Origin of the sequence: Pseudophaeobacter flagellatus, from assembly GCF_021228235.1 — a bacterium.
GTDB classification, from domain to species: Bacteria; Pseudomonadota; Alphaproteobacteria; order Rhodobacterales; family Rhodobacteraceae; genus Pseudophaeobacter; species Pseudophaeobacter flagellatus.
Genome location: NZ_JAJQRG010000003.1, coordinates 385,356 through 409,177 on the forward strand (window position 1 = coordinate 385,356; position 23,822 = coordinate 409,177).

Annotated in this window: 28 protein-coding genes and 1 tRNA gene; 27 read left to right on the forward strand and 2 right to left on the reverse strand. The window is 58.2% G+C overall.

What is annotated here, in order from left to right:
- The first annotated feature begins 116 nt into the window (after window positions 1-116).
- From LRK71_RS08215 to LRK71_RS08335, 26 genes are all read left to right on the forward strand, one after another.
- The gene (locus LRK71_RS08215) at window positions 117-455 is read left to right on the forward strand and encodes a hypothetical protein (protein WP_232402515.1); all 339 of its coding nucleotides are present in this window, start codon (window positions 117-119) and stop codon (window positions 453-455) included.
- Window positions 456-464: 9 nt separating this feature from the next.
- Window positions 465-1,193 carry a lysozyme gene (locus LRK71_RS08220; RefSeq protein WP_232402516.1) on the forward strand — a complete coding sequence of 243 codons (729 nt, stop codon included), beginning with the start codon at window positions 465-467 and terminating at the stop codon, window positions 1,191-1,193.
- Complete coding sequence (locus LRK71_RS08225) at window positions 1,193-1,576, forward strand: bacteriophage spanin2 family protein (protein WP_232402517.1); 384 nt, start codon at window positions 1,193-1,195, stop codon at window positions 1,574-1,576. Before LRK71_RS08220 ends, LRK71_RS08225 begins: the two co-directional genes overlap by 1 nt.
- 173 nt (window positions 1,577-1,749) lie before the next feature.
- Complete coding sequence (locus LRK71_RS08230) at window positions 1,750-2,304, forward strand: terminase small subunit (protein ID WP_232402518.1); 555 nt, start codon at window positions 1,750-1,752, stop codon at window positions 2,302-2,304.
- Window positions 2,301-4,250 carry a phage terminase large subunit family protein gene (locus LRK71_RS08235; protein ID WP_332460251.1) on the forward strand — a complete coding sequence of 650 codons (1,950 nt, stop codon included), beginning with the start codon at window positions 2,301-2,303 and terminating at the stop codon, window positions 4,248-4,250. The genes LRK71_RS08230 and LRK71_RS08235 overlap by 4 nt, the downstream gene beginning before the upstream one ends.
- Before the next feature lie 13 nt (window positions 4,251-4,263).
- On the forward strand, window positions 4,264-4,791 hold the full coding sequence (locus tag LRK71_RS08240; RefSeq protein ID WP_232402521.1) for a hypothetical protein: 528 nt from the start codon (window positions 4,264-4,266) through the stop codon (window positions 4,789-4,791).
- A gap of 86 nt (window positions 4,792-4,877) precedes the next feature.
- A complete protein-coding gene (locus tag LRK71_RS08245; protein ID WP_269751669.1) occupies window positions 4,878-6,374 on the forward strand; it encodes a phage portal protein in 1,497 nt (498 codons plus the stop codon).
- On the forward strand, window positions 6,316-8,409 hold the full coding sequence (locus LRK71_RS08250) for a phage major capsid protein (RefSeq protein WP_232402523.1): 2,094 nt from the start codon (window positions 6,316-6,318) through the stop codon (window positions 8,407-8,409). Before LRK71_RS08245 ends, LRK71_RS08250 begins: the two co-directional genes overlap by 59 nt.
- 78 nt (window positions 8,410-8,487) lie before the next feature.
- Window positions 8,488-8,703: a hypothetical protein gene (locus LRK71_RS08255; RefSeq protein ID WP_232402524.1), complete on the forward strand. Its 216-nt coding sequence runs from the start codon at window positions 8,488-8,490 to the stop codon at window positions 8,701-8,703.
- The gene (locus LRK71_RS08260; RefSeq protein ID WP_232402525.1) at window positions 8,703-9,014 is read left to right on the forward strand and encodes a head-tail joining protein; all 312 of its coding nucleotides are present in this window, start codon (window positions 8,703-8,705) and stop codon (window positions 9,012-9,014) included. Before LRK71_RS08255 ends, LRK71_RS08260 begins: the two co-directional genes overlap by 1 nt.
- A 9-nt stretch (window positions 9,015-9,023) precedes the next feature.
- Complete coding sequence (locus LRK71_RS08265) at window positions 9,024-9,572, forward strand: phage tail protein (protein WP_232402526.1); 549 nt, start codon at window positions 9,024-9,026, stop codon at window positions 9,570-9,572.
- Window positions 9,573-9,575: 3 nt separating this feature from the next.
- Window positions 9,576-10,112 (forward strand): hypothetical protein, encoded by a 537-nt coding sequence (locus LRK71_RS08270; protein WP_232402527.1) that lies wholly within the window; start codon window positions 9,576-9,578, stop codon window positions 10,110-10,112.
- The gene (locus tag LRK71_RS08275; RefSeq protein ID WP_232402528.1) at window positions 10,109-10,486 is read left to right on the forward strand and encodes a phage baseplate assembly protein V; all 378 of its coding nucleotides are present in this window, start codon (window positions 10,109-10,111) and stop codon (window positions 10,484-10,486) included. The genes LRK71_RS08270 and LRK71_RS08275 overlap by 4 nt, the downstream gene beginning before the upstream one ends.
- A complete protein-coding gene (locus tag LRK71_RS20540) occupies window positions 10,486-10,752 on the forward strand; it encodes a PAAR domain-containing protein (RefSeq protein WP_408635986.1) in 267 nt (88 codons plus the stop codon). The genes LRK71_RS08275 and LRK71_RS20540 overlap by 1 nt, the downstream gene beginning before the upstream one ends.
- Before the next feature lie 48 nt (window positions 10,753-10,800).
- A complete protein-coding gene (locus tag LRK71_RS08280; protein ID WP_232402529.1) occupies window positions 10,801-11,139 on the forward strand; it encodes a GPW/gp25 family protein in 339 nt (112 codons plus the stop codon).
- Window positions 11,139-12,038: a baseplate assembly protein gene (locus tag LRK71_RS08285; protein WP_232402530.1), complete on the forward strand. Its 900-nt coding sequence runs from the start codon at window positions 11,139-11,141 to the stop codon at window positions 12,036-12,038. The genes LRK71_RS08280 and LRK71_RS08285 overlap by 1 nt, the downstream gene beginning before the upstream one ends.
- Complete coding sequence (locus LRK71_RS08290) at window positions 12,031-12,594, forward strand: phage tail protein I (RefSeq protein WP_232402531.1); 564 nt, start codon at window positions 12,031-12,033, stop codon at window positions 12,592-12,594. The genes LRK71_RS08285 and LRK71_RS08290 overlap by 8 nt, the downstream gene beginning before the upstream one ends.
- Window positions 12,594-14,078 (forward strand): phage tail protein, encoded by a 1,485-nt coding sequence (locus tag LRK71_RS08295; protein ID WP_232402533.1) that lies wholly within the window; start codon window positions 12,594-12,596, stop codon window positions 14,076-14,078. The genes LRK71_RS08290 and LRK71_RS08295 overlap by 1 nt, the downstream gene beginning before the upstream one ends.
- Before the next feature lie 11 nt (window positions 14,079-14,089).
- Window positions 14,090-14,770: a hypothetical protein gene (locus LRK71_RS08300; RefSeq protein ID WP_232402535.1), complete on the forward strand. Its 681-nt coding sequence runs from the start codon at window positions 14,090-14,092 to the stop codon at window positions 14,768-14,770.
- Between the two features lie 80 nt (window positions 14,771-14,850).
- Window positions 14,851-16,047, forward strand: coding sequence for a phage tail sheath C-terminal domain-containing protein (locus LRK71_RS08305; protein WP_232402537.1), 1,197 nt, complete (start codon window positions 14,851-14,853; stop codon window positions 16,045-16,047).
- Window positions 16,047-16,553 (forward strand): phage major tail tube protein, encoded by a 507-nt coding sequence (locus LRK71_RS08310; protein WP_232402539.1) that lies wholly within the window; start codon window positions 16,047-16,049, stop codon window positions 16,551-16,553. The genes LRK71_RS08305 and LRK71_RS08310 overlap by 1 nt, the downstream gene beginning before the upstream one ends.
- 10 nt (window positions 16,554-16,563) lie before the next feature.
- Window positions 16,564-16,854 carry a phage tail assembly protein gene (locus LRK71_RS08315; protein ID WP_232402540.1) on the forward strand — a complete coding sequence of 97 codons (291 nt, stop codon included), beginning with the start codon at window positions 16,564-16,566 and terminating at the stop codon, window positions 16,852-16,854.
- Window positions 16,855-16,968: 114 nt separating this feature from the next.
- Window positions 16,969-19,242 (forward strand): phage tail tape measure protein, encoded by a 2,274-nt coding sequence (locus LRK71_RS08320; protein WP_232402542.1) that lies wholly within the window; start codon window positions 16,969-16,971, stop codon window positions 19,240-19,242.
- Window positions 19,239-19,652, forward strand: coding sequence for a phage tail protein (locus tag LRK71_RS08325; RefSeq protein WP_232402545.1), 414 nt, complete (start codon window positions 19,239-19,241; stop codon window positions 19,650-19,652). The genes LRK71_RS08320 and LRK71_RS08325 overlap by 4 nt, the downstream gene beginning before the upstream one ends.
- A complete protein-coding gene (locus LRK71_RS08330) occupies window positions 19,621-19,842 on the forward strand; it encodes a tail protein X (protein WP_232402547.1) in 222 nt (73 codons plus the stop codon). Before LRK71_RS08325 ends, LRK71_RS08330 begins: the two co-directional genes overlap by 32 nt.
- Complete coding sequence (locus LRK71_RS08335) at window positions 19,833-20,840, forward strand: phage late control D family protein (RefSeq protein WP_232402548.1); 1,008 nt, start codon at window positions 19,833-19,835, stop codon at window positions 20,838-20,840. Before LRK71_RS08330 ends, LRK71_RS08335 begins: the two co-directional genes overlap by 10 nt.
- Window positions 20,841-20,928: 88 nt before the next feature.
- On the opposite strand, the gene LRK71_RS08340 is transcribed toward LRK71_RS08335, so the two are convergent.
- A tRNA-Arg gene (locus LRK71_RS08340) sits at window positions 20,929-21,005 on the reverse strand.
- Between the two features lie 262 nt (window positions 21,006-21,267).
- On the reverse strand, window positions 21,268-21,837 hold the full coding sequence (gene mepK / locus LRK71_RS08345; protein WP_232402550.1) for a peptidoglycan L,D-endopeptidase MepK: 570 nt from the start codon (window positions 21,835-21,837) through the stop codon (window positions 21,268-21,270).
- A 353-nt stretch (window positions 21,838-22,190) separates the two neighbouring features.
- Between mepK and LRK71_RS08350 the strand changes: the two genes are divergently transcribed.
- The gene (locus tag LRK71_RS08350; protein ID WP_232402552.1) at window positions 22,191-23,816 is read left to right on the forward strand and encodes a L,D-transpeptidase family protein; all 1,626 of its coding nucleotides are present in this window, start codon (window positions 22,191-22,193) and stop codon (window positions 23,814-23,816) included.
- Window positions 23,817-23,822: the final 6 nt, after the last annotated feature.

The following is a 23,822-nucleotide window of genomic DNA, read 5'->3' on the forward strand; positions in this document are numbered from 1 at the left end:
AATTCTGGGCTTCCTAAGAAAACTGCCAGAGGCGGAGCTACAAGATAGCTGCGATTTTGACCTCAAACCAACGGGCGCGCACGACTGCCGCCAGTTAGCGGAGAGGTCAGAGTTGCATGACGCAGCCTACAATCACCAAGAACATTTCGCTGGGCACAATCCTTAGCCTGGTGACAATCCTCACCTCCTTAGCCTTCGCATGGGGGCAGTTCAACACGCGCATGTCTGTGACAGAGGCGACGATCAGCCGTCTAGAGGGGCAGGTCGTTGCGCTGGATGACTTTCAGCGCCTTGAGGATCAGCTCGACCGCATCAGCCCCCGACTGCGCCAAGTTGAGCAGCGGATCAGCGCGCAGGACGCCACTCTAGACCGCATTCTTGAAACGCTGGTTGATATCCGCGCGCGCCTGGACCGCCGCTCGCCGCCGACCAGCTATTTTCCCGAAAAACAATAGGAGCTTACAATGAAGCTACTTCCCAACTGGAAATCAGTGCTAGCCGGGTCTTGGTCGGTGTGGTTGATCGCTTTGGCATGCGTGCTGTCTTCTGTTCCCGTTTTTGTCTCTCTGGTGTCGCCTGGGTTGCTGGGCGTGGATCCTGTCATGTTTGCAGCTGCGGCTGCCGTGGTGAATGCTTTGGCTATTCCGGCCCGCCTCGTCGCCCAGGCTGGGTTGTCAAATGCGCTTGGTGTGTTTCGGCGTGATGCCAGTGGTGCGATGCGCAAACGGGCGGCTCTGGGCCTGGGTGCGGGCGCTTTGGTGATTTCCTTGGCGACGCCCTTCATTGCAAAATGGGAAGGCGTCCGACTTGAGGCCTATCGCGATATTGTCGGTGTTCCGACGATCTGTTTTGGCGACACGCACGGCGTCAGGATGGGCGAAAAAGCCAGCATGTCGGATTGTGTCGCCCGCTTAAAGGCTGATGTGCATATGTTTTATGCTGAGATTAGCCGCTGCATGACAAACCCCGACATTCCGGCTGGTGTTCAGGCATCCATGCTTGAGCTGGCCTTCAATGTGGGATCTGGCCCGGTGTGTCGGTCAACCATGATGCGCCTCGCCAATGCTGGGCAATACAGCCGGGCCTGCAGTGAATTGCACCGGTGGGTGCGAGCGGGCGGCAAGCGTGTTCGGGGGCTGGAAAACCGGCGTGCCGATAGCAAGCGCGCGCTGTGCATGGACGGCCTTAGCTGATGGACTGGCGGGCCTGCTCACTGGGGCTGTTACTGCTGGTTTCTTGCGGCACTCCTGTCGGGAAACTGGCAGGCCTTGCAGGTGGCGGGCCGAATGTCGCCGCCAACGTGCAGGCAGGCCGAACCAATGCCCAGACTGTTGGCAATGCCGTGTTCTCAGATCAGCGCGTTACCCGTTCCCAAGCCAGATCAATCGAGCAGAGTACAGGCAGGACCGGTGTGCGCAGCGAAAGCGTTGAGACGTTGATCGTGCGCGAAGATCCACCGGCCTGGTTGCTACTGCTCGCATTGGTCGGCTGGCTGGCTCCGACGCCGCGCCAGATCGGTTTGGCCGCCTGGACAGGCACCCGCCGTATGTTTTCGCGGGTCCTTCCCGGGGGGTAACGGCCTGTGGGTAGTAAGATGCGCAGAAATTTATGTGTGCGTGCCGCTGGGGTAGGGGGTTGTTGTTTATATAGATCGCGCAACCATCTGAAACAAAACGCAGATCCAGATTGGAAATGTAAAAAAGCTACCTCTTGAGCAGAACAGAGGTGCGTTATTGGTCAGGGGTTCAAGTGACTGTAAAGAAAAAGAAATCACGCGGCAGAGAAGTAAACCGCACCGAACTGGCCGAAATCAACGGCGTGTCACTTCCTACTATTGAAAGCTGGGTGCGACGCGATTGTCCCGTTGTGCAGCGGGGCGGGCGCGGGCGGGCTTGGACATTCAACACCGCCGATGTTCGAAACTGGCGCGAGGACGATATCAGAGCGGAGTCCAGCCATACCACGCACGCCACCAAAGACGAGTTGCTGTTGCGCAAGTTGGCCGCCGAAACCGAACAGGCTGAACTGGATCTTGCAAAATCCAAAGATGAGGTCGTGCCGGTTGAGCAGCTTGAACGGGCCATGGTCAAAGCCTTTGGTGAGGTGCGCGCGGGCCTGCGCAATGTGGTGCCCAGCCGGGCGGCCAGCCGTTTGCTGGGTGAAACCGATGAGACAACACTCAAGGCAGTTTTGCTGGAAGAAATTGATCACGCGCTCGAGGCCCTGGCCGATAGTGATCTGATCAACGAATCCGATTTGGATCTTGAAGACAATGAGGAAAGCGAGGGGGCGGAAAGTGCGTGAACGCCCGGGCTGACTTTTCCAATGCCAGCGCGGTAGTTCGGTCATCTAGGCGGGCCCGCAATTATCTGCGACCGCCCCCAAACCTGCTGCCGTCTGAGTGGGCAGAGGCCAATGTAAAAATCCCGGTCGGCAATGCCGTGCCGGGTCCAATGCGGTTTGATAACGCGCCCTATCAGCGCGAAGTTATCGACATGACTGCCAACCCACGCTGCGAGCGAATTTCGCTGATGTGGGGCGCGCAGGTTGGCAAGACGCAAACCGCTCTGGCGGCGCAGGCATACCGGATCGGGTTCAACCCCGTTTCCCAAATGATGATGCAGCCCAGCCAGGGGGATCTGACCACCTGGCTAGAGACCAAATTCAATCCGATGGTTGAGGCGAACGAGGGCCTGCAAGAGGTGCTGGCCAAGCCGCGCGGTCGGGATGGGGTCAACAACCAGCGTATGAAGAGTTACCCGGGCGGGTTCCTCATGTTCAGCTGGTCTGGTTCGCCCAAAACCATGCGGGGGCGGTCGGCGCCCTTTATCGTTTGTGATGAAACAGACGGCTATGACCGCACCAGCGAGGGTCACCCGGTTGGCCTGCTATGGCAGCGCGCCGCCACCTTTGGCGATCAGCGGCTCTTGCTCGAGATCAGCACCCCCACAATCAAGGGCGAAAGCCATATCGAGACCGCTTTCGAGCAGGGAGATCAGCGGTATTTTCACGTTGTCTGCCCGCATTGCGGCCATTTGCAAAAGCTCAAATGGGGGCAGGTAGATTGGGACAAAGACGAGAACGGGGAGCACCTGCCGGAAACCGCAACCTATCTCTGTGAGGCAGACGGTTGCGGAACGGCCTGGAATGATGGCGAGCGTTGTGCGGCAATCCGAAATGCTGAAAAGCAGGGTGGCGGCTGGATCGCCAAGAAGCCCTTTAGGGGCCATGCCTCTTACCACCTGTCAGAGCTTTACAGTTGTTTCCGCCGCCTGAAAGATATTGTGCAGAGCTTTCTGGATAAGAAGGCGGCAGGCGATCTACAGACCTTTGTAAACGTCTCGCTGGCAGAGACTTGGGAAGAGGCGGGCGACAAGCTCGAGGCGGCTGATTTGATGGCCCGGGCCGAGAAGTTCAACGCACCGGCGCCGCGCGGTGTGGGTGTGATTACTGCAGGCGTCGACATGCAGGTCGACCGGCTCGAGGTGGAAGTTGTTGGCTGGGGCTTGGGGGAAGAGTCCTGGTCTCTTGGCTACCATGTTTTGTGGGGTGATCCGCTACGGTCTGAGGTCTGGGATGAGCTGGACGAATTACTAGATGATAGCTGGACCCATGAGAACGGCAGTGAATTGCGGATATCTGCCATTGCTCTGGATACCGGGGGCACCGTCGGCGGCTATACCCAGGCGGCCTATGATTATGCCCGCACCCGGTTGGGGCGCAAAGTCTTTGCCATCAAGGGCGTTGGTGGCTGGGGGCGGCAAATTGTGGGCGCACCCAGCAAGATCCGCCAGCGCGGCAAACGTCCTGTGCAACTGTTCTCTGTCGGCGTTGACGAGGCCAAGGTTGTCGTCGCGCAAAGGGCGCGGATTGCGGGGCCGGGGCCTGGCTACAACCACTTCCCAAAGGATCGTGACCCGAACTGGTTCGATATGTTCACTGCTGAGAGCCTGCGGACCAAATACCTAAAGGGCTTTCCTATTCGGGAATGGCACCGCCTGCGCCCGCGCAATGAGGCCTTTGACTGCCGGGTCTATGCCCTAGCGGCGTTGAAGATCCTAAACCCCAATATTGCCCGCCTGGTGAAGGCCTTGGAAGTAGAGGACGAAGAGGTCGAGGCCCCAGTCGAAACTGTGCCACCAGACGTGTTGGAGGAAAAAGAGCCAGAGGTCACGCTGCCCCAAAAGCCGCAGGCTACGGGAAAGCGCGTTTGGAAGCCGAAGAGCAAGAGGCGACGACGCGGCATCTGAATAGGGCAATATCGTGAGCGCAATTCCTGGCGAAATCGGTGCAGGCGTCACCTTTCGGGCGACTGTATTTTTACCGGTTTACCCGGCCCCCGAGTGGTCGGTTGACCTCATTCTGCGAGGCCCGGGTCAGATCGATCTGGCCAGCACGGATGATGGCGACAATCATTTGTTTCATGCAGCTGCGAGCGTCACCAAGGACTGGGCGCCGGGACACTACCGCTTTGAGCTGCGGGCGAGTGACGGGGTGGATGTTGTCACCGTCGAGACCGGCGAAACGCGGATTGCCCCAGATCTGGCAGCGCTTGGGCAGGGTTTTGATGGCCGTGACCATGTGCGCAAGGTGCTGGATGCAGTCGAGGCGGTGATCGAGAACCGCGCGACCATCGACCAACAGAGCTATCAGATCAACAACCGCTCGCTGCAGCGCACGCCTTTGGACGAACTGATGAAGCTGCGGGCAAAGTATCGAGCTGAGTTGAGCCAAAAAAAACGAGCGCGTAGGGGCGGCGGGCTTGGTCCCAGATACAAGGTGTCGTTCTGATGTTTGGAAAGTTGTTTTCGCGTTCAGCACCTGCTGCAGAAACCCCGCGCAGGAAAGCCCCTCCAACGTTATCGCGGCCAATCCGAATGGGGAGCGCTCGCAACTTTGATGCGGGTCAAACAGACAGATTTACCAAGGGCTGGACGAACACGCCCATGCCTGCGGATCAAATCATTCGCCGTCACTGGCGCGTTTTGGTGGCAAGATCGCGCGAGCAGACAGCGAATAATCCCTATGGCAAAGCGTTCCAGCGCAGTGCGCGCCGCAATATTGTGGGGCAACAGGGATTGGTTCTGCAAGCCAGGGTTAAAGACGATCAACAAGGTCAGTTGGATCAAGGGGCGAACAAGGCGCTTGAACGGGCCTGGAAAGACTGGTGCAAAGCCAAGAACTGTGATGTGACCGGTCGCCGCTCCTTTCGCCAGATCCAAAAGGAGCTGATCAACGGCTGTGTCACCGATGGCGAGTTTATGGTTCGCTTTGTTGTTGGCCGTAATGCGGGGCCTTGGGGTTTCTCGCTGCAGGTACTGGACCCCCTGCGGTGCCCGGTGGACCTGGATGAGGACAAGCTGCCAGGTGGTCACTTTATTCGCGCTGGTATTGAGTACAGCAAACTAGGTCGCCCCGTTGCCTATTACTTTACGACGCTGAGCCCTAATGAGGCAGACTACCACCATAGCGGTCGCGGCTTTTTAAAAGTGCCGGCCGATGAGATCGTTCATTGGTTTGAGGCGGATTTCATCGGGCAGAAACGGGGGCTGCCCTGGATGGCCACGGCGCTGTGGCGCATGCACCAGCTGGGCGAGTTTGAAAAATCGGCACTGATCGCGGCCCGTGATGGCGCAAACCGTCAAGGCTTCATCGAGTGGGAAGAGGGGGCCGGGCCAGATCTTGATGACGATGTTGATCCCGAAGATATCGAGATCGAAAGCGAACCAGGTGTTTACCAGAGTTTGCCCAATGGCGCTCGCATCAAGAACGATGAGTCACAGTATCCCAATGGTGAAATGGCCGTGTTCTCAAAGCACTCGCTGCGGGGGGCCGCTAGCGGGCTTGGTATGGCCTACAGCGATTTGGCCAATGATCTCGAGGGGGTGAACTTTTCGAGCATTCGTCACGGGATGCTGGGGGAGCGAGACCACTGGAAAGAGTTGCAGGAATCCCTGATCGAGAGCTTTGGGTTCCCTGTTTACGAGCGCTGGCTTTCCTATTCACTGATCGCTGGCCGCATCACCTTAGACAATGGCTCGCCTCTGCCTGCCGCCAAACGTCAAAAATTTATGGCAGTTCAGTTTCAGGCCCGACGCTGGGAATGGATCGACCCGTCAAAAGACGTGAAAGCCGATGTTGAGGCAATCGACAATCTGATCAAGTCGCGCGGCCAAGTGATCCGCGAGCGGGGCCGAGACCCGCGCGAAGTCTATGACGAGATCGCATCCGACATTGGTGACATGCGCGCCGCAGGCATTCCCGAAGAAACGATCACTGCGTTGATCACAGCGAAATCAAAAGGAGGGCAGGGCAATGGCCAGCAAGGCAGTACCCCCCAAACCGGAACGCCCGGTGCAGACGACGAAGAGTAAGGAAACGGCTACTACGAAAGAGCTGATTGGCCGCTCTCTTACTCGCAGTATCACCGCAGAACAGATCAACACAAAGCAGTCTGGGGGACACCGTGGCCTGCTCCGAACTGTCGAAGTCGGTGCTATCGATGTTGAGGCGCGGACGGTAGAGCTGGCCTTTTCCAGCACCACTCCGGTTTCGCGTTGGTTCGGTGAGGAAGTCCTTTCCCATAAGAAGAAATCTGTACAGCTGGGCCGCCTGAATGACGGTGGCGCGCTTCTGATGGGGCATGATTGGGACGATCAGGTTGGCGTTGTTGAAAAGGCCTGGGTTGACGACGAACAGGTTGGCCGCGCGCTCGTCCGGTTCGGTAACAGCGCCCGCGCGCAAGAGATCTTTCAAGACATTGTAGACGGCATTCGGCGACATGTTTCGGTCGGCTACACCGTGAGCAAAATCGAGGAAGAGGTACGAGAAGGTCAGCCCAACCTTGTGACCATGACCGAATGGGAACCCTACGAGATTTCAATCGTATCGGTGCCCGCTGACCAGAATGTTGGCGTGGGCCGCGAACTGGAAAATCCGCCAGAGGGCGGCGGCCAGCCTGCAGGGCAAACTGTGGGGGAAGATACGGGCGCGGATGGCTTGCCCGCTGAAACAGGACAGAGGACGCAAGAGATGAAAACTATCATCACCCGCGATGCTGACGGCAACTTGGTGCGGGCAAAAGTGGATGACGACGGCAATATTGTTGAAGTTGTTGAAATGCTTGAGCGGGCTGGCGCAGGTGAGACTGCTGCATTGGCCCGTGGCCGCGAACTGGAACAATCGCGTGTTCGTGAGTTGACCGATTTGGGCCGCGAGTATGACGCCGCAGATCTTGCCCAGGAAATGATTTCTGGCGGCCTGGGTGTGGAAGATATGCGCCGTGGTTTGCTCGATCACCTGCACCAACGGGGCAATGATCAGCGCCAGCTCTCGGAGCGCTCTGGCATCGGCCTGAACGAACAAGAGGCAGATCAGTTTTCTTTTCTGCGGGCTGTTCGTGCCTTGGCCAATCCAACGGATCGGGCGGCCCAAGAGGCGGCATCCTTTGAGTTTGAGGCGTCGGATGCGGCTGCCGAGGCGATGGGGCGGGACGCACAGGGAATTATGGTTCCCATGGATGTACTTGTGCGTGCGCCGCTCAATACTGGCACAGGTGGCGCTACTTCTGCAGACACTGGCGGCAATGTCATTGCGAACCCGCTGTTGACCCAGAGTTTTATTCAGATGCTCCGCAATCGCGCGATCCTTCTATCGCTGGGTACTCCCTTGATGGGGCTTACCGGCAACCCTGATATTCCGACACAAGAAAGCGGCGCACAGGGCTATTGGATCGGCGAAGATGATGAGGCGCAGGAAGGCATTCTTGGGCTTGGTCAGAAACAGTTCTCGCCAAAAACCGTTGGCGCATACTCCGAGATCACGCGCCGGACCCTGAAACAGTCCAGCATGGATATTGAAGCGCTTGTGCGCAGCGATCTGGCTGGTGCCTTGGCTGGTACGATTGACCTGGCCGGGTTCTACGGCTCCGGTACTGGCGACCAGCCCTTGGGGATTGCAAACACCAATGGGGTGAATGTGATCGACTTTGGCGGCGCTGCTTCTGGTGGCGGGTCTGCCATGCCGACTTGGGCTGAGGTGATTGCAATGGAAAGTGCCATTGCCTCTGACAATGCCGATGTTGACCGGATGGCCTATGTCCAAAATGCTGGCATGCGCGGCCACTTCAAGAGCACGCAAAAATTTGCGGGTTCCAATGGTGCGCCGATCTGGGAAACCGACAACACGGTCAACGGCTATCGCGGCGAGGTCACCAACCAGGTGCAAAACGGCGATGTGTTCCACGGCAACTTTGGCAATCTGCTGATCGGCATGTGGGGTGGTCTGGATCTGACGGTTGACCCCTACAGCCACAGCACCCGTGGCCGCTTGCGGATTGTCGCGCTGCAGGATGTAGATTTTGTTCTGCGCTACGCTGCAGGCATGTGCTACGGCACCGACGCTTCCTAAGCCACTCTGAAAACCAGTGCTGCCGTGTCAGGCAGCACGTCCCTTTTCGTCAAAAACTGCGCAATATGAGGACCTGAAATGGCTGAGAAAAAAACACCAGAAACCAAACCATTCAAAGTGAAAAGTGCCTTTGTTTGGGGCAAGAAAATTCGCAAACCCAGCGACAAAGAAGCGCTGATGCTGACTGCCGCCGAGGCCGCGCCTCTTCTGCAACGCGGCAAGATTGAACCGGGCAAACCGGCAGCGAAAACGGCTGCCGCGAAAAAGCCAGATCCCGCCACTAACGGCAACTGATGCCCAGCCCCGCCTGGGATAATCTAGACGCCTTCCTGCAGGCTGATGACTTTGCCATAGAGGCAACGGTCACGCCGCAGGGGGGCGTTGCGCGCGGCGTTTCGGGCATTTTTGATGAGCCCTACCTCAACACCCAGATCGGGGAATATGAGGCGGATGCCAGCCAGCCGCGGCTAAACTGCAAAGCCGTTGATGTGGCTGATTTACGCGCCAAGGATACTGTCGAGATAGAGGGGCAGGTCTACCACCTTTTGACCGGCCCACAGTTTGACGGAACAGGATTTGCGGTCCTGAGCCTGGCCAAGGTTTAGGGACTTGCCATGCTGGCTTTTGACTTTGACGCGCAGGAGTTGAAACAGATCGCTGACGAATTCGACGCCAGCGAAAAAGACCTGCAGTTTGCCTATTCCCGCGCCCTGCGCCGCACCGCTCAGACCATGAAGACCCGGGCGCGTAAGGGGTTGCGCACCAAACTGCAGCTGCGCACCGCTGGCGAGCTGCGCAAGCGCTTGCAGGGGTTCCGGTTTAAACGTGGCAAGGGCTTGGGTGACGTCAAGATGTGGTTTGGCCTCAACGACATGAGAGTGTCAGCTTTCAAAGGCAGAGCCGCGCAGACAGCTGGTGGTGCCTCTTTTGGTGGCCATGACTTTGCCGGGGCATTTGTTGCCAAGAATGCAAAGGGCCGCAGAACTGTCATGCGGCGGGTTTCGGGCAAGGCTTGGCCCATCCGCGAAGAGCGTGCCCCCATCGAGGACGAAGCTCAGAGGTTTATCGAAGACGAGGTTTTCGATGAGATCGAAGAGGTGTTTTTCAAGATCTTTTTGGCAGAGGTGCGCGCCCGCACCATCTACGGCGTGGGGAGCGCGTAAAGCATGGCAGACAATGTTGATCTTTCGGCACTGCACGACTCCATTCTGGATGCGATCAGGGGGCAATTCCCCGACCTGCAAACCGTCGAGGACTATGACGCGGCCCGCACTGATTTGTCGGTGCCTGCTGTTTTGCTCGAGTTGCTGGATATGGAAGGTTCTCCCGACGATGATCCGGGCACCGAACAACTGCCGGTGGTCACCAAATGGGCGGCGCGGGTGGTGTTCTCTTTTGCCCAGGAAAACGTAAAGCGCGAGATCCGTCAGCTGGCAGGGGCGCTGGGGGTGTTGGTTCACCAGAACCGGTGGGGGCACCGTGTCAGTCCCGCGCAGGTGACCGTCATTGGTCCCGACGCCTTTGACCCAGCTTTCGATAAGTTCGAGGTCTGGGCAGTTGAATGGGACCAGAAAATTGACCTGGGCGCAAACGTCTGGGAGGGCGAAGGCGTCACGCCTCAAACGGTTTCAGTTGGATATGCGCCAGATATCGGCCCTGGCAACGAACAGAACTATTCCGATAATTTGGCAGGCGATCTATGAGCTACACAGCAGCAGAAAACGAGCGATCGCGCGAGGGCATTGTCAAGTTTGGCAGGGTCACGGCAGTCGACGCAGGAACAGCCCGCGCCAAGGTGAGCTTTGGCGGCGATAGCGAAAGCGATTGGCTGCCCTGGCTGGCGGAACGCGCCGCAGCAATCTCTATTTGGGCGCCAGTGTCGGTGGGGGAGCAGGTGCTTGTGCTTTCTGAATCCGGCGATACAGCTCAAGGGGTGATCATTGGTTCTGTCTTTAGCCAGGGCAACCCCGGCGCGGCAGCAACCGAAGGCTTGTTCAAGATCCAAGTCGGGCCGTCTTCTCTTGAGATCGATGCCAGCGGTATTCGGATCAAAGCGCCCAAGATTGATCTAAACTGATGCCCGGGGTCTCTCGCATATCTTTGGATGCGGCAGGTGGTCCAATCTCCGAAGCCCTGGCGCCATCGGTTCGGGTCAACGGCGCCCCGGTTGCAGTGTTGGGGTGCGCCGTTACTCCGCACGGCGCTGGCGCGCATGCTGGCCCGGTCATGGCCGCTGCCAGTGGCACTGTGTTTGCCGAGGGTATTGCCATCTGCAGAGAGGGTGATGCGGCCTCATGCGGGCATGTGGCCAGCGGTTCCGGTGATGTCTCCGCAGGCGGCTAGGAAAACTGCCAGAGGTTCTGCAGCACCATTGAGGGCCATTGTCACCACATGAATGGTATTGACGCCTCAACCGGAAAAAGCCTGTCGGGAATGGGCCACCTGCGCCAGTCAGTGCGGGATATCCTGACCACGCCCATTGGTTCCCGCGTCATGCGCCGGGACTATGGCAGCCGCCTCTATCGGCTGGTTGATGCCCCAATGAATGATGCGACCCGGTTGGACATGATGGCGGCCACCTATGAGGCCATCGAGACATGGGAGCCCCGGCTGCAGCTGGACAGCATTGCAGTTGAAATGCCGGTGCCTGGCGGTGTCGTGATTGCTCTGGAAGGCACCTATTTGCCGGATGGGCGCGAGATCAGACTAGATGGAATTGAGGTGCGCTGATGGCTGGTGGATTTTCCGCAATTGATCTTTCGCAACTGCCTGCGCCAGATGCGGTGCAGGCATTGGACTATGAGGCGACGCTTGCAGAAATGCTTGCTGACCTGCGCGCCCGTGCTCCCGCCTTTGATGCGCTGCTCGAGAGTGACCCGGCTTTCAAGCTCTTAGAGCTGGCGGCGTATTTCAAGGTTTTGACCCTGCAGCGGGTCAATGATGCGGCGCGGGCCGTTATGCCTGCCTATTCGACCGGCACGGATCTTGACCAGATCGCGGTGCGGTACGGGGTTGCTCGTTTGACGCTGGACCCGGGTGACCCAGCGGCGCTGCCTCCGATAGCGCCGACTTTGGAAAGCGACACAGACCTGCGCCGCCGCATGTTGCTGGCCTTTGAGGGGCTAAGCACAGCCGGGCCGATTGGCGCTTATATCTTCCACGCGCTGAGCGCAGATCCTGACGTTGCCGACGCGAGCGTGCAAAGCCCTGCGCCTGGTGAGGTTCTGATCACGGTTCTTTCTCGGACGGGCGATGGATCGGCGGGGCCTGAACTGATTTCTGCCGTTGCCGCCGTGCTTAATGCTGATGAGGTACGCCCGCTTTGTGATCAGGTGACTGTGCAGGGCGCGGAAATCGTTGCCTATGCTATCGACGCATCGCTGACGGTCTACCCCGGGCCAGACAGTGGCGTTGTGCGAGATACCGCAGAGGCTGCTGTCAGCGTCTATGTGAACGCACAGCACCGGCTGGGGCGAGACGTCACCCTGTCTGGGCTCTATGCGGCGCTACATCAGCCGGGCGTGCAAAAGGTGACGCTCGCCTCGCCTGTGGCGGATGTTGTCGCAGATGATGGCCAGGCCGCATACTGCGCCGGAATTACTGTTGAGCTGGGGGGCGTCAATGTCTGAGACCTTGCTACCCCACAATGCAACGCCTGCAGAGTTGGCTTTTGAGGCGGTTCTGCAGGAGGCCTTCACGCCGCAGGTTCCCTTGCGCGAGATCTGGGACCCTGCGACGTGCCCGATATCTCTCTTGCCCTGGTTGGCCGGTGCCTTTTCCGTCGATGAGTGGGACCCAGGCTGGTCAGAGGGTGCCAAGCGCGCGGCGATTTCGCAATCCTTCTCCGTACACCAGAAAAAGGGAACGATTGGGGCGGTCAAAGAGGCAGTTGCGGCGGCGGGGTATGGTGATGCTGTGATCGTCGAGCGCTTTGGCTGGGATTTTTACGACGCGCAGTTCACCCATGATGGGTCTCGCACCTATGCGCCCCCTGACCACTGGGCCGAATACAGGGTCTATCTAAGCCGCCCAATCACAGTCGCACAGGCCGCCCAGGTTCGTGAGATCCTGCAGAATACGGCCCCGGCGCGGTGTCATCTCAAGGGCCTGTTTTATGATCAGGCGCTCAATCTTTACAACGCCCAGATCACGCACGACGGGCAATTCACACATGGAGTCGCGTAATGGCAGGACTGCAGGAACAAAGCACCTGGGAAGGTGAGGTTTATCAGATCGAGGAAACCGACCCAGTGCATGCCGGACCTCCCGATTTGGACGCAGGTAAGGGGCACACCAATGTTCCTCATGCTCAGTTGGCAAACCGAACGCTCTGGTTGAAAGCCCAGATTGAAGCGCTAACGGCGCAGGCAATTTTGGCCATGTTGAAAGGCGTTGATGGTGCCGGATCTGGTCTGGACGCCGATCTGCTCGATGGCATCCAGGCACAGAGCTTTTACCGCAATGATCAAAGCAGTGAGCTTATCAACCTTGGCGGCGAAAAACGGGTGAATGTTAGCTGGGCCGCCGCTGGAAACAGGCTGATCCTGGCACCGCGATTGGCCGATGGCAGCGCGTGGGATTGGAATGCGGAGTTTGGTTTCAGTCGTGACTCTGGTGCCTGGTACTGTGACACGCCGCTGGAAATTGAAGGATATACTGCCTTCCATGCTGGCGACGCTGCAAATGAAGCACAGACCCTGGCGGGGCAAGCGGGTAAACTGGTGCTGGCGCAGCATTTGGCCGCTGCGATTGCCGAGCACATTAATGCCCTGCTGGACGGCGCGCCCGCCGCGATGGATACGCTGAAAGAGCTGGCAGACGCCATCGGCGACAACGATAACGAACTCGCCGCACTGGTTGGGCAAGTGGCAGGCAAGCTTGATGCGGGACAGTTTACTGCCGCTACAATTCTGCAGATGCTGGTTGATCAAAAGATCGGTACAGCGGCAGCCTACATTGAGGGGAATGAGATCGCCTGGGAAACGGGTGTGAACCGGATCACCAGTAACGACGGCGGCGGCAATGTGCAAATACGCTTTGGGCACAGGTCGGCGGGCGACAACGTGTTCACGCATGACGGAACCGCTTTTTATATTGGGGGCAATCTGGATTCTGCAAACGGCAATCTTTCTCTGAAAGTGGCCAAGAATGGTGGCGCGGGTGTCGATGAACCTGTGATTTGGGGCGATGAACTAACAATCACCAAAGGCGATATTCTCTTTGGTGGCGTGTCGCTGCGCACCCATTGCGGGATGCTGTCGCCGTTCGACTTGACGACCCCTCCCGCTGGTTGGCTTGAATGCAACGGCGCAGCTATCTCGCGCACCAGTTACAGCAGCCTGTTTGATGCTATTGGAACGCGTCACGGTAATGGCGACGGGGCAACTACCTTCAACTTGCCAGATTATCGCGGTGAATTCATTCGCGGTTGGGACCATGGCCGGGGGGTTGATGCCGGGCGAGCGCTGGGGAGCGCGCAGGGCGATATGCTTAAAGCGCACCAACACGGTCAAACCGGCGCGTTGGGCAGCGGGGGCAACCTGTCGAATTACACCACAAACAGTTCTGAAGGCTCCACAGTTACCGCCTTGAATAATGAAACGGGTTCAACAGGCGGGACCGAGACCCGCCCCCGCAACCTCGCAGCGATGATCTGCATTAAATATTGAAGGGGACTACCATGCCAAAGATTTACCATTTCAGCCCCGTCACCGCCGAATTTCTTGGAGAGCAAGAGGCCGTGCTCGATCCTATTGATCAGCTGCCGTTGGTGCCAGCAAATGCTACCGAGGTACAGCCTCCCGTGCCGCAAGAGGGCTACACGCGTTGTTTCACCGGTGATGCTTGGGAACTGGTAGAAGATCACCGGGGCACGCAAATCTGGGGTGCTGATGGTTCCTCATTCATTGTCGATGAGCTGGGCGCGTTGCCCGCGAACGCTTTGCTTGCGCCACCAGACTTGCCAACTTATCAAAATCTGGAAGCGGCGCGGCGCGGCCTGGCGGTTTGGGTTGACGAATTTTTGGCACAGATCACTGGTGTTGTCTCCGAATATGAGCGTGCAAGCTGGCCCTCAAAGGCCGCTGCCGCCCGGGCGGTTCTTGCAGGTGGCGGGACACAGGAGCAAACGGCATTGCTGCAAGGGGAGGCAGATATTGTCGGCGAGACCGTTTCCGAAACAGCAGCAAAGATCGGTGCGAATGCTGCGCACTATGAGGCAATTATCAGCCGCGTCACTGGGCTGCGCCGGGTAGTTGATGACGAATTGGCCGGAGCGCCCCTGGCTATCGACTATGACGCGATTGTACAGAGCGCAAAAGATCGCATGCAAGAGGCGGTGACGGCTCTGCAAGCTGTGTAGATAAGGGAAAATCAGCCAGAGGGGAAAAGCTCCGAAAGCTCACATACTCACTGCAATATGAATGTTTCAGTGAGGACAGAATGGCTGGTTTTCTCCATGGCGTCGAGGTGCTCGAGATTGATGCGGGCCCGCGCCCAATTCGCACCATTTCGACCGGTATCATTGGCGTTGTCGGGACGGCCCCAGGGGCTGACGACAACGCCTTTCCTTTGAACACGCCTGTTATGGTAGCTGGCAGTCGCCGCGAGGCTGCCTTGCTGGATGCTACGGAAGACGGCACGGGCGGCGGCACTTTGCCAGCGGCGCTTGACGGTATTTTTGACCAGATCGGCGCGGTTGTGATCGTCGTGCGCGTTGATGAAGGCGCGGATGAGGCCACGACGCTGGCAAACGTGATTGGCGGCGTAAATGCTGGAACCGGTCAATTCGAAGGTCTGCATGCCTTGGTCGGAGCAGAAAGCGTTGTTGGCCATGCCCCGCGCATCCTTTGTGCTCCAGGCTGGACCCATCAGCGGCCCGGTGATCTTGCAAATCCTGTTGTGGCGGAGCTTGAAGGCATTGCCGACCGTATCGGCGCGGTGATCGTTGCAGATGGTCCGAACACCACAGATGCAGCTGCGCAGACATATGCGGGCGATTGGGGCACCTCTGGCCGGGTCTATGTTGTTGACCCTTGGGTCAAGGTGATGAATAGCGCTGGCGATATTGTAGATGAGCCTGCATCGGCCCGGGTCGCGGGGGTGATCGCCCGAACCGACAACGATATTGGGTTTTGGGTTTCCCCCTCCAATCAGGGCATCTTTGGCATTGTCGGAACCTCCCGCCCGGTTGACTTTAAGCTGGGCGATCAGTCCAGCCGCGCCAATCTGCTCAACGCCAATGCCGTCACAACCATCATTCGCCAAGAGGGGTTTCGCCTCTGGGGCAATCAGGTGCCCACAGCTGACGCCAAATGGCAGTTTTTGTGCGTGCGCCGCACCGCTGATGTGCTGAATGAAAGCATCCAGCGGGCGCACCTCTGGGCCGTGGATCGGGCCATCACCAAAACTTACATCGAGGATGTGGTCGAAGGGGTGAACGGCTTTATTGCTTTGCTGGTGGCCCAGGGGGCCTTGCTGGGCGGTAAATGCTGGGCGGATCCAGATTTGAACACGGCGGCCAGCATTCAGAATGGGCAGGTGTGGTTCAACTTTGACTTCACCCCGCCTTACCCGGCTGAGCGTGTGACGTTCCGCTCGCACCTGGTCAACGATTACATCTCGGAGGCGCTGGCATAATGGCTATTCGCAACATCCTGAAAAACTTCAATCTGTTTGTTGATGGTCGCGGCTATGCGGGCGAGCTGGGGGACTACACGCCCTGTAGCCCATCGGTCGCCGCAGAAGAGTGGCGGGCAGGCGGCATGAATGCCCCCATTGATATCGACATGGGCCAAGAGAAAATGACCAGCTCCTTTGTGCTGAAAAATTACAGTGCCGATGTGCTGGCTCTCTGGGGGATTGGCCCTGGCAGGCTGATCCAATTCACCGCGCGCGGGGCTCTGGAAAGCGAGGACGGCAAGGTAACGCCCGTGATCCACAATATGCGGGCGAAGATCCTGCAGAATGACCGGGGCACCTGGTCGCCGGGGCAAAGCGCCTCGCTCACCACCAACCTGTCAGTCGAATATTTCAAGGAAACCATCGACGGTCAGGTGATCACTGAAATCGACGTTATCAACATGGTGCGGATGGTTGGGGGCGTGGATCACCTCGCCGAACAGCGCGCCGCGCTGGGCATCTAAGGAGAGACCCATGAGCAATGAGAATAAGCTTCCAGACTATCTGACAGAAAATCCTGATGGATCGATGAACGTGGCGCTTGTGCGAGGCGTCCTGGCGGATGGTGGCAAGCGCATGGGCCTGACCCTGCGCGAGCCCGCAGTTAGCGACATGCTGGCAGCTGAAGCCGGTGGCAAAGGCGCAGCAATGTCCGAGGTGACCCTGATAGCCAATCTGGCCGAGGTGCCACCTGAGACCATCCAAAACGCCAAAATGCGTGACTACTCTCGCCTGCAGGAGGCGCTGGGTTTTTTGAATGGCTGACGCCGAAGGTGGCGCGGGACGGGGTTTTGATCCTGGCCCGCTTTACCGGCTGGTCTGAGGCCGCAATCACCGGAATGCCTGTAAGCCGGTTTCTTTGGTGGCTAGAGGGTCTCAATGAGAAAGCAAAATCTTAGCGCCAAAATCTCGATTGGCGGCGTTCTCGATAAATCGTTCAAGAAGAATGTCGGCCTGATCCGCTCTGGCTTCGAGAATATCGGGGATAGCATCAGATCGGTAAAGGCGCGTCAAAAGGAGCTGACACGCCAGAGGGCAGACCTGCGGAAACAGGGGAAATCTGTCGAGGCTCTGGACCGTGAATATGAAGACCTTGAGCGCACGCTCGAGCAGCTTGCCAAAAAGCAGCGGCGCTGGGAACGCGCGATGCGGGATAGCAAGCGCGTCGGCGAGTCCTTTGGCAAGATGTCTGCAAATATCGGGCGGCTTGGTCGGCGCATGGCGCTGGGCATTGGTGCGGCTGGTGCTGGCGTGTTTGCGCTGGCCAGTTCTACCGCATCCTATGGCGATCAGGTTGCCAAGACAGCGGGCAAACTGGGCATTGGTATCGAGGCCTTGCAAGAGCATCGCTATGCCGCCGAACGGTCGGGCATTTCGGTAGAGACCTTCGATAGCTCCCTCACTGCAATGCAAAAGCGCCTTGGGGAGGCCGCTAAGGGCACCGGTGCTGCCAAGAAAGTCTTGGACCAGCTGGGGCTGAGTGCCAAAGATCTTGTCAAACTGGGGCCAGAAGAGGCCCTGGCCGCGATTGCCGACAAGATGCGGGACATTGAAAACCCTGCCGAGCGTGCCGCCATTGCAGCCGGATTGTTCAGCCGGTCGGGAATTGGCATGGTCAACATGCTTGGGAACGGTTCGGATGCACTGCAGCAGTTGCGCGACGATGCGCGCCGCACCGGCTATGTATTGAGCGAAGAGGCTGCGCGGGATGCGGAGGCCTTTGCCGACGCACAGCTTGACGCACAGTTGGTTATCAAAGGGCTGAAAAACACCATTGGCACAGAGCTGATGCCGGTTGTCACCCGGTCCATGAAGCAATTCAGCGCCTGGGCTGTTGCCAACCGCGAAGACGTTGCCGCCTTTGCTGAAACCGCAGCCACCAAAATAGAGGCGGCTTTGCCCGTGGTCGGCCAAATTGTCGAGGGCATGGCGCGAGTGTCCAGCGAGATCGGTGGGGTGATTGCCACGGTGGCCGACATGGTTGGTGGCTGGGAGAATTTTGGTATCGTCATTGGCGGCGTTCTGGCTGCCAAAACTATTGGTTCGGTATTGGGGTTTGCCATGTCAGTTGGGCGGCTGGGCCTATCCCTGTTCGCCCTGAGCGGTGCCTTTCCCGCTGTTATCTCGGGTGTAAAGTTGATTGGTGCCGCTCTGGTGGCTAATCCCATCGGTCTGGCTGTTGCTGCCATCGCGGGTGCTGCCGTGTTGATTTATCAGAACTGGGAAACCGTGGGGCCTTGGTTTGGCGAGCTTTGGGGAGGGGTGAAAGAGACCTTCCAAGGAATCGGCGAATTTGTTGGCGGTGTATGGCGCGGTGACTGGGATGCAGTTGCCGGTGGGCTCACCAAATCTTGGGGCGGCGTGAAAACCTTCTATTCTACTCTGTGGGATGGGGTCGGCGCTGTGTTCAAAGCCACCTGGGAGAATGTGATCAAGCCGGTGACCGATGCGCTGGGCGCAACCGATACGATCACAGCGGCATGGGAGGGCGTGAAAACCTCTCTCAAAGCCGTCTTGGATTGGATGGGTGAAAAGTTTGACTGGCTGATGGGCAAGCTGCAGCCCGTTCTCGATGGGTTGACCTGGCTGCGAGACAAGGGCTCTGGCGCGGTTGATGGCATCAAGGGGATTGGTTCAAGCATTGGTGGGTGGTTCGGTGGTGAGGAAGACGAGCCAGAGATCGCGCCCGGCCGGGGAAGCCCAAGGCATATTTCCGGGTCATTCCTGGGGGGCGACATTGGCAGAGGTTTTCGCCGGGTAGGTGAGAACGGGCCAGAAACCATTTGGAACTCAAAAGGTGCCTACGTGGCCCATGCGGGCGCGACGGAACGTCTGTCACGGATGGCGGAACGGGCCAGGCCCATGATGGCGGCGCTTGGCGGTGGGTTGCGCAATGCCATGAGCCGGGCACAGGCTGCAGCCGCGCCAGTTTTTGAGCAGATCCAGCGCCCGAGTGTCGAGACCAGGCCAGAGGGGCAGGGCCAGACAGCCGCGGCGGGGCAGCCTTCCCAAGTGGTACAGCATATTCAGATCGTGGCGGCGCAGTTTTCCGTGGCCCAGATCGCCGAGGAAATCGAGCGGCGGGGCAGGGCGGCGCAATCCGGGGCGCTGTTCGATGAACCTCACGGCTACGGACAATATGAGGGCGCATGATGGCTGGCAGAATGATGCAACTAGGGCTTTATCAGTTCAGTATCGACAACGCGGCCTATCAGCGCCTCTTTCGCTCGACTGAATACCGTTGGGCTGCAATCGAGCGGATCGGCAAGCACGACGCTCTGCAGTTCACCGGCCTGGGTGGGGATACGATCACGCTGCAGGGCATCATTTATCCCCACTACAAGGGCGGGCTGGGGCAGGTCGACAAAATGCGCCGGGCTGCCTCTCTGGGCCTGCCTCTGCCGCTGATCGCGGGCACGGGCAAGGTGCTGGGCATCTGGGTGATTGAGCGGGTGAGCGAAGGGCAGCGCACCTTTGCCGACCGGGGCGCACCGCTGCGGCAGGACTTCACAATTAACGTCAGGAGATACGATGGCGGACTCCGCAGCCTCCTACCATTCTAAAGAGGGCGATACGGTCGATGAGATTGTTTGGCGCCACTATGAAAACAGCGTGACGGGTGCTCTCGAGCAAGTGCTCGAGGCAAACCGGGGTCTGGCAGATCTGGGGCCGGTCCTGCCGGTTGGCACTGTCGTTTTGCTGCCGGTGTTTGAGGAAACAAAAGAATCCGAAAGCGTGAGCCTATGGGACTAATCGATTTTCTGCCCATGTTTCGGGTCGAGGTGGATGGCAAGAACATCAGCAAGTCTCTGGCACCGCGCATGTCGCGCCTGACGGTAACTGATGGGGCCGGGGTCCAATCAGATCAGGTGACTATGACCCTAAGCGATACAGGCCTGTTTGAGCGGCTGCAGGAGCCGCGCCAGGGCGCTGAAATCAAGGTCTGGCTTGGATACCCAATGCAGCTGCAGTTTATGGGCCTCTTTATCGTGGATGGCTTCGAGATACAGGGGCCACCTGATCAGGTGATTATTTCTGGATCCGCTTCTATCAATGGTGAAACCACCAGCGGGAAAACCGCCCTCACTGATCAGAAAAAGCGCAGCTGGCCCGCAGGCACCCCGATTGGCGACTTGGTGAAAAAGGTGGCTGTAGAACACGGCCTACAGTCCTCTGTATCTCAAAGCCTCCTAAAGGTGGCCCTGCCGCACATCGACCAGATCGACGAGAGCGATATCAATATGCTTTCCCGTATTGCCAGAGAACACGACGCCATTGCCAAGCCGGGCAACGGGCGTCTGATCATGGCCAAACGTGGTGAAAGCCTCACAGCATCAGGGCAGCCTATGCCGGAGCTGAAAATCAATCTTGGCCAGGTGAGCAGCTGGAACTACCGCAATAGCCTGCGTGCCAAATCCGGCGCCGTGATTGCCTCCTATCAGGATCTTGGCAAAGGCAAGCAGCAAGAGTGCAAGGCGGGCGAGGGGGAGCCGGTGAAACGTTTGAAACGTCGCTACCCAAACAAGGCTGCAGCCCTGCAGGCCGCAGCATCCGAGTTGAGCCGGATTCGACGCGCAGGGCGGTCTCTCTCAATCAACATGAAGGGCAACCCCGATGCCAAGGCCGAGGCTCGATTGATCCCGCGCCATTTCCGGTCTTATGTCGATGAGGCTTGGCTGATCACTCGAGCGGTTCACACGCTGGACAGCAGCGGCTACCGCACCAGCATTTCCGCTGAACCGGTGGAATAAGAAAGACCGATTATCTAGGCCTTCGCGGAGTTTCTGTTACATGTAACAAAAACTGCGGAGATTTGGATCGGCTAAGTCATTGGAAAAATGGTGCACCTGAGAGGATTCGAACCTCTGGCCTCTGCCTTCGGAGGGCAGCGCTCTATCCAGCTGAGCTACAGGTGCTTTTGGTAGGGCGGGTATAGCGGCCAAGCTAATGCACCGCAATGGGAAAAACTTCGTCCTTTTGGAAAAAACACGCAGACAATCTGGCGGCTGGAGCCATGTTCCGCGGGCTTTGGTCTGGATTTTTGCGGCTGGAAGTTGGCGAAAGAAAAAGGCCCAATTGCATATGCAATGGACCTTGCCTCATTTCAAACGGGTTGGGATGACCAGTCACAGGAAGAGATATTCATGCGCCCGAAGAGGCACAAGCGCAGGGGCGGGCTTAGCCGTTCCAGCTGCGCACATCGCCGCAGTCCATGTGAACAAAGTTAGAGCCGCGGTATTTGCCAACGCCACCGGCGCGACAGGCCTTTGCGGCATTTGCCATTTGCCCGACAGAGCGCGACGCAAGACGCAGATCGGCGGCTTGACCGCGCATATGCAGCGAGTTCTTTGCAACGCCGCGGGACCGACTGCGCAGCATCGCGTTGGTTTTTGGGCTGCGGTATCCCGACAGCATCATATAGGGCTCGTCTACATCCAACAGGTTGTGAGAGGCGGCCATGATGTCAATGGTGCGCAGATCGATGGGTTTGATTTCATCTGTGCGCCAGTCACGCATGAAATGGTTAATCTCTTTTACGGCGTCTTTGATATAGTTGCCATCGATCCAATAGACCATGTCTACACGTTCGCCCGTGCGGCCAGAGAACATTCGGATGCGGCGAATATCGCCGCCGCCACGCAGAAAGCCTGCTGCTTTGGAAAAAGTAGGGGTTGCTGCTACTGCTGTTGCCGCAAACGCGCCCAACAGTGCCCGCCGGGTCATGCCCGTCTTAGTGATTTCTGCCATGTGTAACTACGCCATCCCGAACGAGTTTAGTCCTGCCTATGTCCGATGTTACGGACCTGCTAAGTTTTTCTGTGGGTTGTATGCCACAGGGCGGAAGATTTACCAAGTTCCGTTTCGCATCAAATATGATTGCCGCATTATATCGGCAAAAAATTGCGCAAAGGGGGACGATTGGTTAATTTTTCCCCTAAGAGACAGGTCGATTAAGCTGTTTATGCGTCTGCATCGCACCAGTCTGAGACTGTCACATCATGGTTTCGCAAATGTGAATGGACTTTCGCCCCTGCCTTTCACCAAAATTTCATGTAGCTGCCCTGATAATTGTTGCGCATCGCTGTTGAGGACCAAATATTATGACTAAACTGCACACCCCGAGCCGTTCTGCCCGGTTGAAATACGGGCTTTTTGCTCTGGCTTTGAGCGGGATCGGCAGCCTTGGGTTCGGCTCATCGGTTGCGGCGCAGTCGACCGCCTTTCGTCAGGCCGTTGCCGAGCAGGCCTCGGTTAACGACGCGGTTGCGCAGTTTTATCGTGATACGACCTATGCACCGCTTTGGACGGGGGCGGATGAGGGCGCAGCCCTGCGCCGCGCCGCTCTGTTGCGAGCGCTGGAAGATGCCACCAGCCATGGTTTGCCGGATCAATCCTCGACAGTGGCATCTCTGGTTGAGCAGATGCGCAGCGCCCGCACTGCCCGTGACTTTGGTCAGGTCGAAGCAGCGCTGAGCACCGCCTTTGTCACCTATGCCGCGATGCTGCAGACCGGTATGCTAAACCCCTCGTCGATTGATGATGGCATGGTCCGCACCCGGCGAAGCCATGACGGTGTCGCCGCGCTCAATGGTCTGCGTGCAGCACAGCCCTTTGCCTATCTGCGCAATTTGGTGCCGACCTCTTCGCAGTACCGCGCCCTGATGCGTGAAAAGCTGCGGCTGGAACAATTGATGGCAGCGGGCGGCTGGGGCCCAACGGTACCTGGCAGCAAGCTGGAACCCGGTGATCGGGGGCCGCAGGTGATTGCCCTGCGTAATCGTCTGATTGCCCTTGGCTACATGGAGCGCAGCGCCACCGCCAGCTATGATCAGGACATCGAGCGCGCGGTACAGAAGTTCCAGTCGGACCACGGGCTGGAAGAGGACGGCATCGTCGGTGCGGGCACCTTGAAAGAGATCAATCGCCCGGTGCGGGATCGTCTGAAATCGGTGATCATCGCGATGGAGCGCGAGCGCTGGCTGTCGCCAGATCGCGGCGATCGCCATGTGCTGGTCAACCAGACCGATTTCACCGCCAAGATTGTTGATAATGGCGATGTGACCTTTGAAACCCGTTCCGTTATTGGCCGCAATCAATCGGATCGCCGCTCGCCCGAGTTTTCGGATATGATGGAACATATGGTGATCAATCCCAGCTGGTATGTGCCGCGCTCGATCATCACCAAGGAATACCTGCCCAAGCTGCGCAATAACCCCAATGCGGTGGGTCATATCCAGATCACAGATAACCGCGGTCGCGTGGTCAGCCGCGCCAATACCGATTTCTCGCAGTTTACCGCGCGCAATTTTCCCTATGCGATGCGCCAGCCGCCCAGCCGCAGCAATGCGCTTGGCCTCGTCAAGTTCATGTTCCCAAACAAATACAACATCTACCTGCACGACACCCCGCAAAAAGGCCTGTTCAAACGGGAAGTGCGCGCCTTTTCGCATGGCTGTATCCGCCTGGCCCAGCCCTTTGAATTTGCCTATGCCTTGTTGTCGCGGCAAACCGAAGACCCAGCTGCCTTTTTCAACCGGATCCTGAGATCCGGTAAGGAAACCAAGGTTGAGCTGGAGCAAAAGGTGCCTGTTCACATTATCTATCGAACCGCATATGTGTCCAACAAAGGCCGGGCCGAGTTCCGCCGGGATGTCTATGGGCGTGATGCCAAGGTCTGGGCCGCATTGGAGCAGGCCGGGGTGGCGCTGCCAGACGTCCAGGGTTAAATTGGG

Coding starts and splice junctions, on each gene's coding strand:
- LRK71_RS08300 (WP_232402535.1), top strand. CDS start 14,090: ATGCCAAAGATTTACCATTTCAGCCCCGTCACCGCCGAATTTCTTGGA.
- LRK71_RS08335 (WP_232402548.1), top strand. CDS start 19,833: ATGGGACTAATCGATTTTCTGCCCATGTTTCGGGTCGAGGTGGATGGC.
- LRK71_RS08320 (WP_232402542.1), top strand. CDS start 16,969: ATGAGAAAGCAAAATCTTAGCGCCAAAATCTCGATTGGCGGCGTTCTC.
- LRK71_RS08225 (WP_232402517.1), top strand. CDS start 1,193: ATGGACTGGCGGGCCTGCTCACTGGGGCTGTTACTGCTGGTTTCTTGC.
- LRK71_RS08280 (WP_232402529.1), top strand. CDS start 10,801: ATGAATGGTATTGACGCCTCAACCGGAAAAAGCCTGTCGGGAATGGGC.
- mepK (WP_232402550.1), bottom strand. CDS start 21,837: ATGGCAGAAATCACTAAGACGGGCATGACCCGGCGGGCACTGTTGGGC.
- LRK71_RS08310 (WP_232402539.1), top strand. CDS start 16,047: ATGGCTATTCGCAACATCCTGAAAAACTTCAATCTGTTTGTTGATGGT.
- LRK71_RS08305 (WP_232402537.1), top strand. CDS start 14,851: ATGGCTGGTTTTCTCCATGGCGTCGAGGTGCTCGAGATTGATGCGGGC.
- LRK71_RS08255 (WP_232402524.1), top strand. CDS start 8,488: ATGGCTGAGAAAAAAACACCAGAAACCAAACCATTCAAAGTGAAAAGT.
- LRK71_RS08275 (WP_232402528.1), top strand. CDS start 10,109: ATGAGCTACACAGCAGCAGAAAACGAGCGATCGCGCGAGGGCATTGTC.
- LRK71_RS08220 (WP_232402516.1), top strand. CDS start 465: ATGAAGCTACTTCCCAACTGGAAATCAGTGCTAGCCGGGTCTTGGTCG.
- LRK71_RS08245 (WP_269751669.1), top strand. CDS start 4,878: ATGGGGAGCGCTCGCAACTTTGATGCGGGTCAAACAGACAGATTTACC.
- LRK71_RS08330 (WP_232402547.1), top strand. CDS start 19,621: ATGGCGGACTCCGCAGCCTCCTACCATTCTAAAGAGGGCGATACGGTC.
- LRK71_RS08285 (WP_232402530.1), top strand. CDS start 11,139: ATGGCTGGTGGATTTTCCGCAATTGATCTTTCGCAACTGCCTGCGCCA.
- LRK71_RS08265 (WP_232402526.1), top strand. CDS start 9,024: ATGCTGGCTTTTGACTTTGACGCGCAGGAGTTGAAACAGATCGCTGAC.
- LRK71_RS08290 (WP_232402531.1), top strand. CDS start 12,031: ATGTCTGAGACCTTGCTACCCCACAATGCAACGCCTGCAGAGTTGGCT.
- LRK71_RS08315 (WP_232402540.1), top strand. CDS start 16,564: ATGAGCAATGAGAATAAGCTTCCAGACTATCTGACAGAAAATCCTGAT.
- LRK71_RS08325 (WP_232402545.1), top strand. CDS start 19,239: ATGATGGCTGGCAGAATGATGCAACTAGGGCTTTATCAGTTCAGTATC.
- LRK71_RS08215 (WP_232402515.1), top strand. CDS start 117: ATGACGCAGCCTACAATCACCAAGAACATTTCGCTGGGCACAATCCTT.
- LRK71_RS08350 (WP_232402552.1), top strand. CDS start 22,191: ATGACTAAACTGCACACCCCGAGCCGTTCTGCCCGGTTGAAATACGGG.
- LRK71_RS08250 (WP_232402523.1), top strand. CDS start 6,316: ATGGCCAGCAAGGCAGTACCCCCCAAACCGGAACGCCCGGTGCAGACG.
- LRK71_RS08270 (WP_232402527.1), top strand. CDS start 9,576: ATGGCAGACAATGTTGATCTTTCGGCACTGCACGACTCCATTCTGGAT.
- LRK71_RS20540 (WP_408635986.1), top strand. CDS start 10,486: ATGCCCGGGGTCTCTCGCATATCTTTGGATGCGGCAGGTGGTCCAATC.
- LRK71_RS08260 (WP_232402525.1), top strand. CDS start 8,703: ATGCCCAGCCCCGCCTGGGATAATCTAGACGCCTTCCTGCAGGCTGAT.
- LRK71_RS08295 (WP_232402533.1), top strand. CDS start 12,594: ATGGCAGGACTGCAGGAACAAAGCACCTGGGAAGGTGAGGTTTATCAG.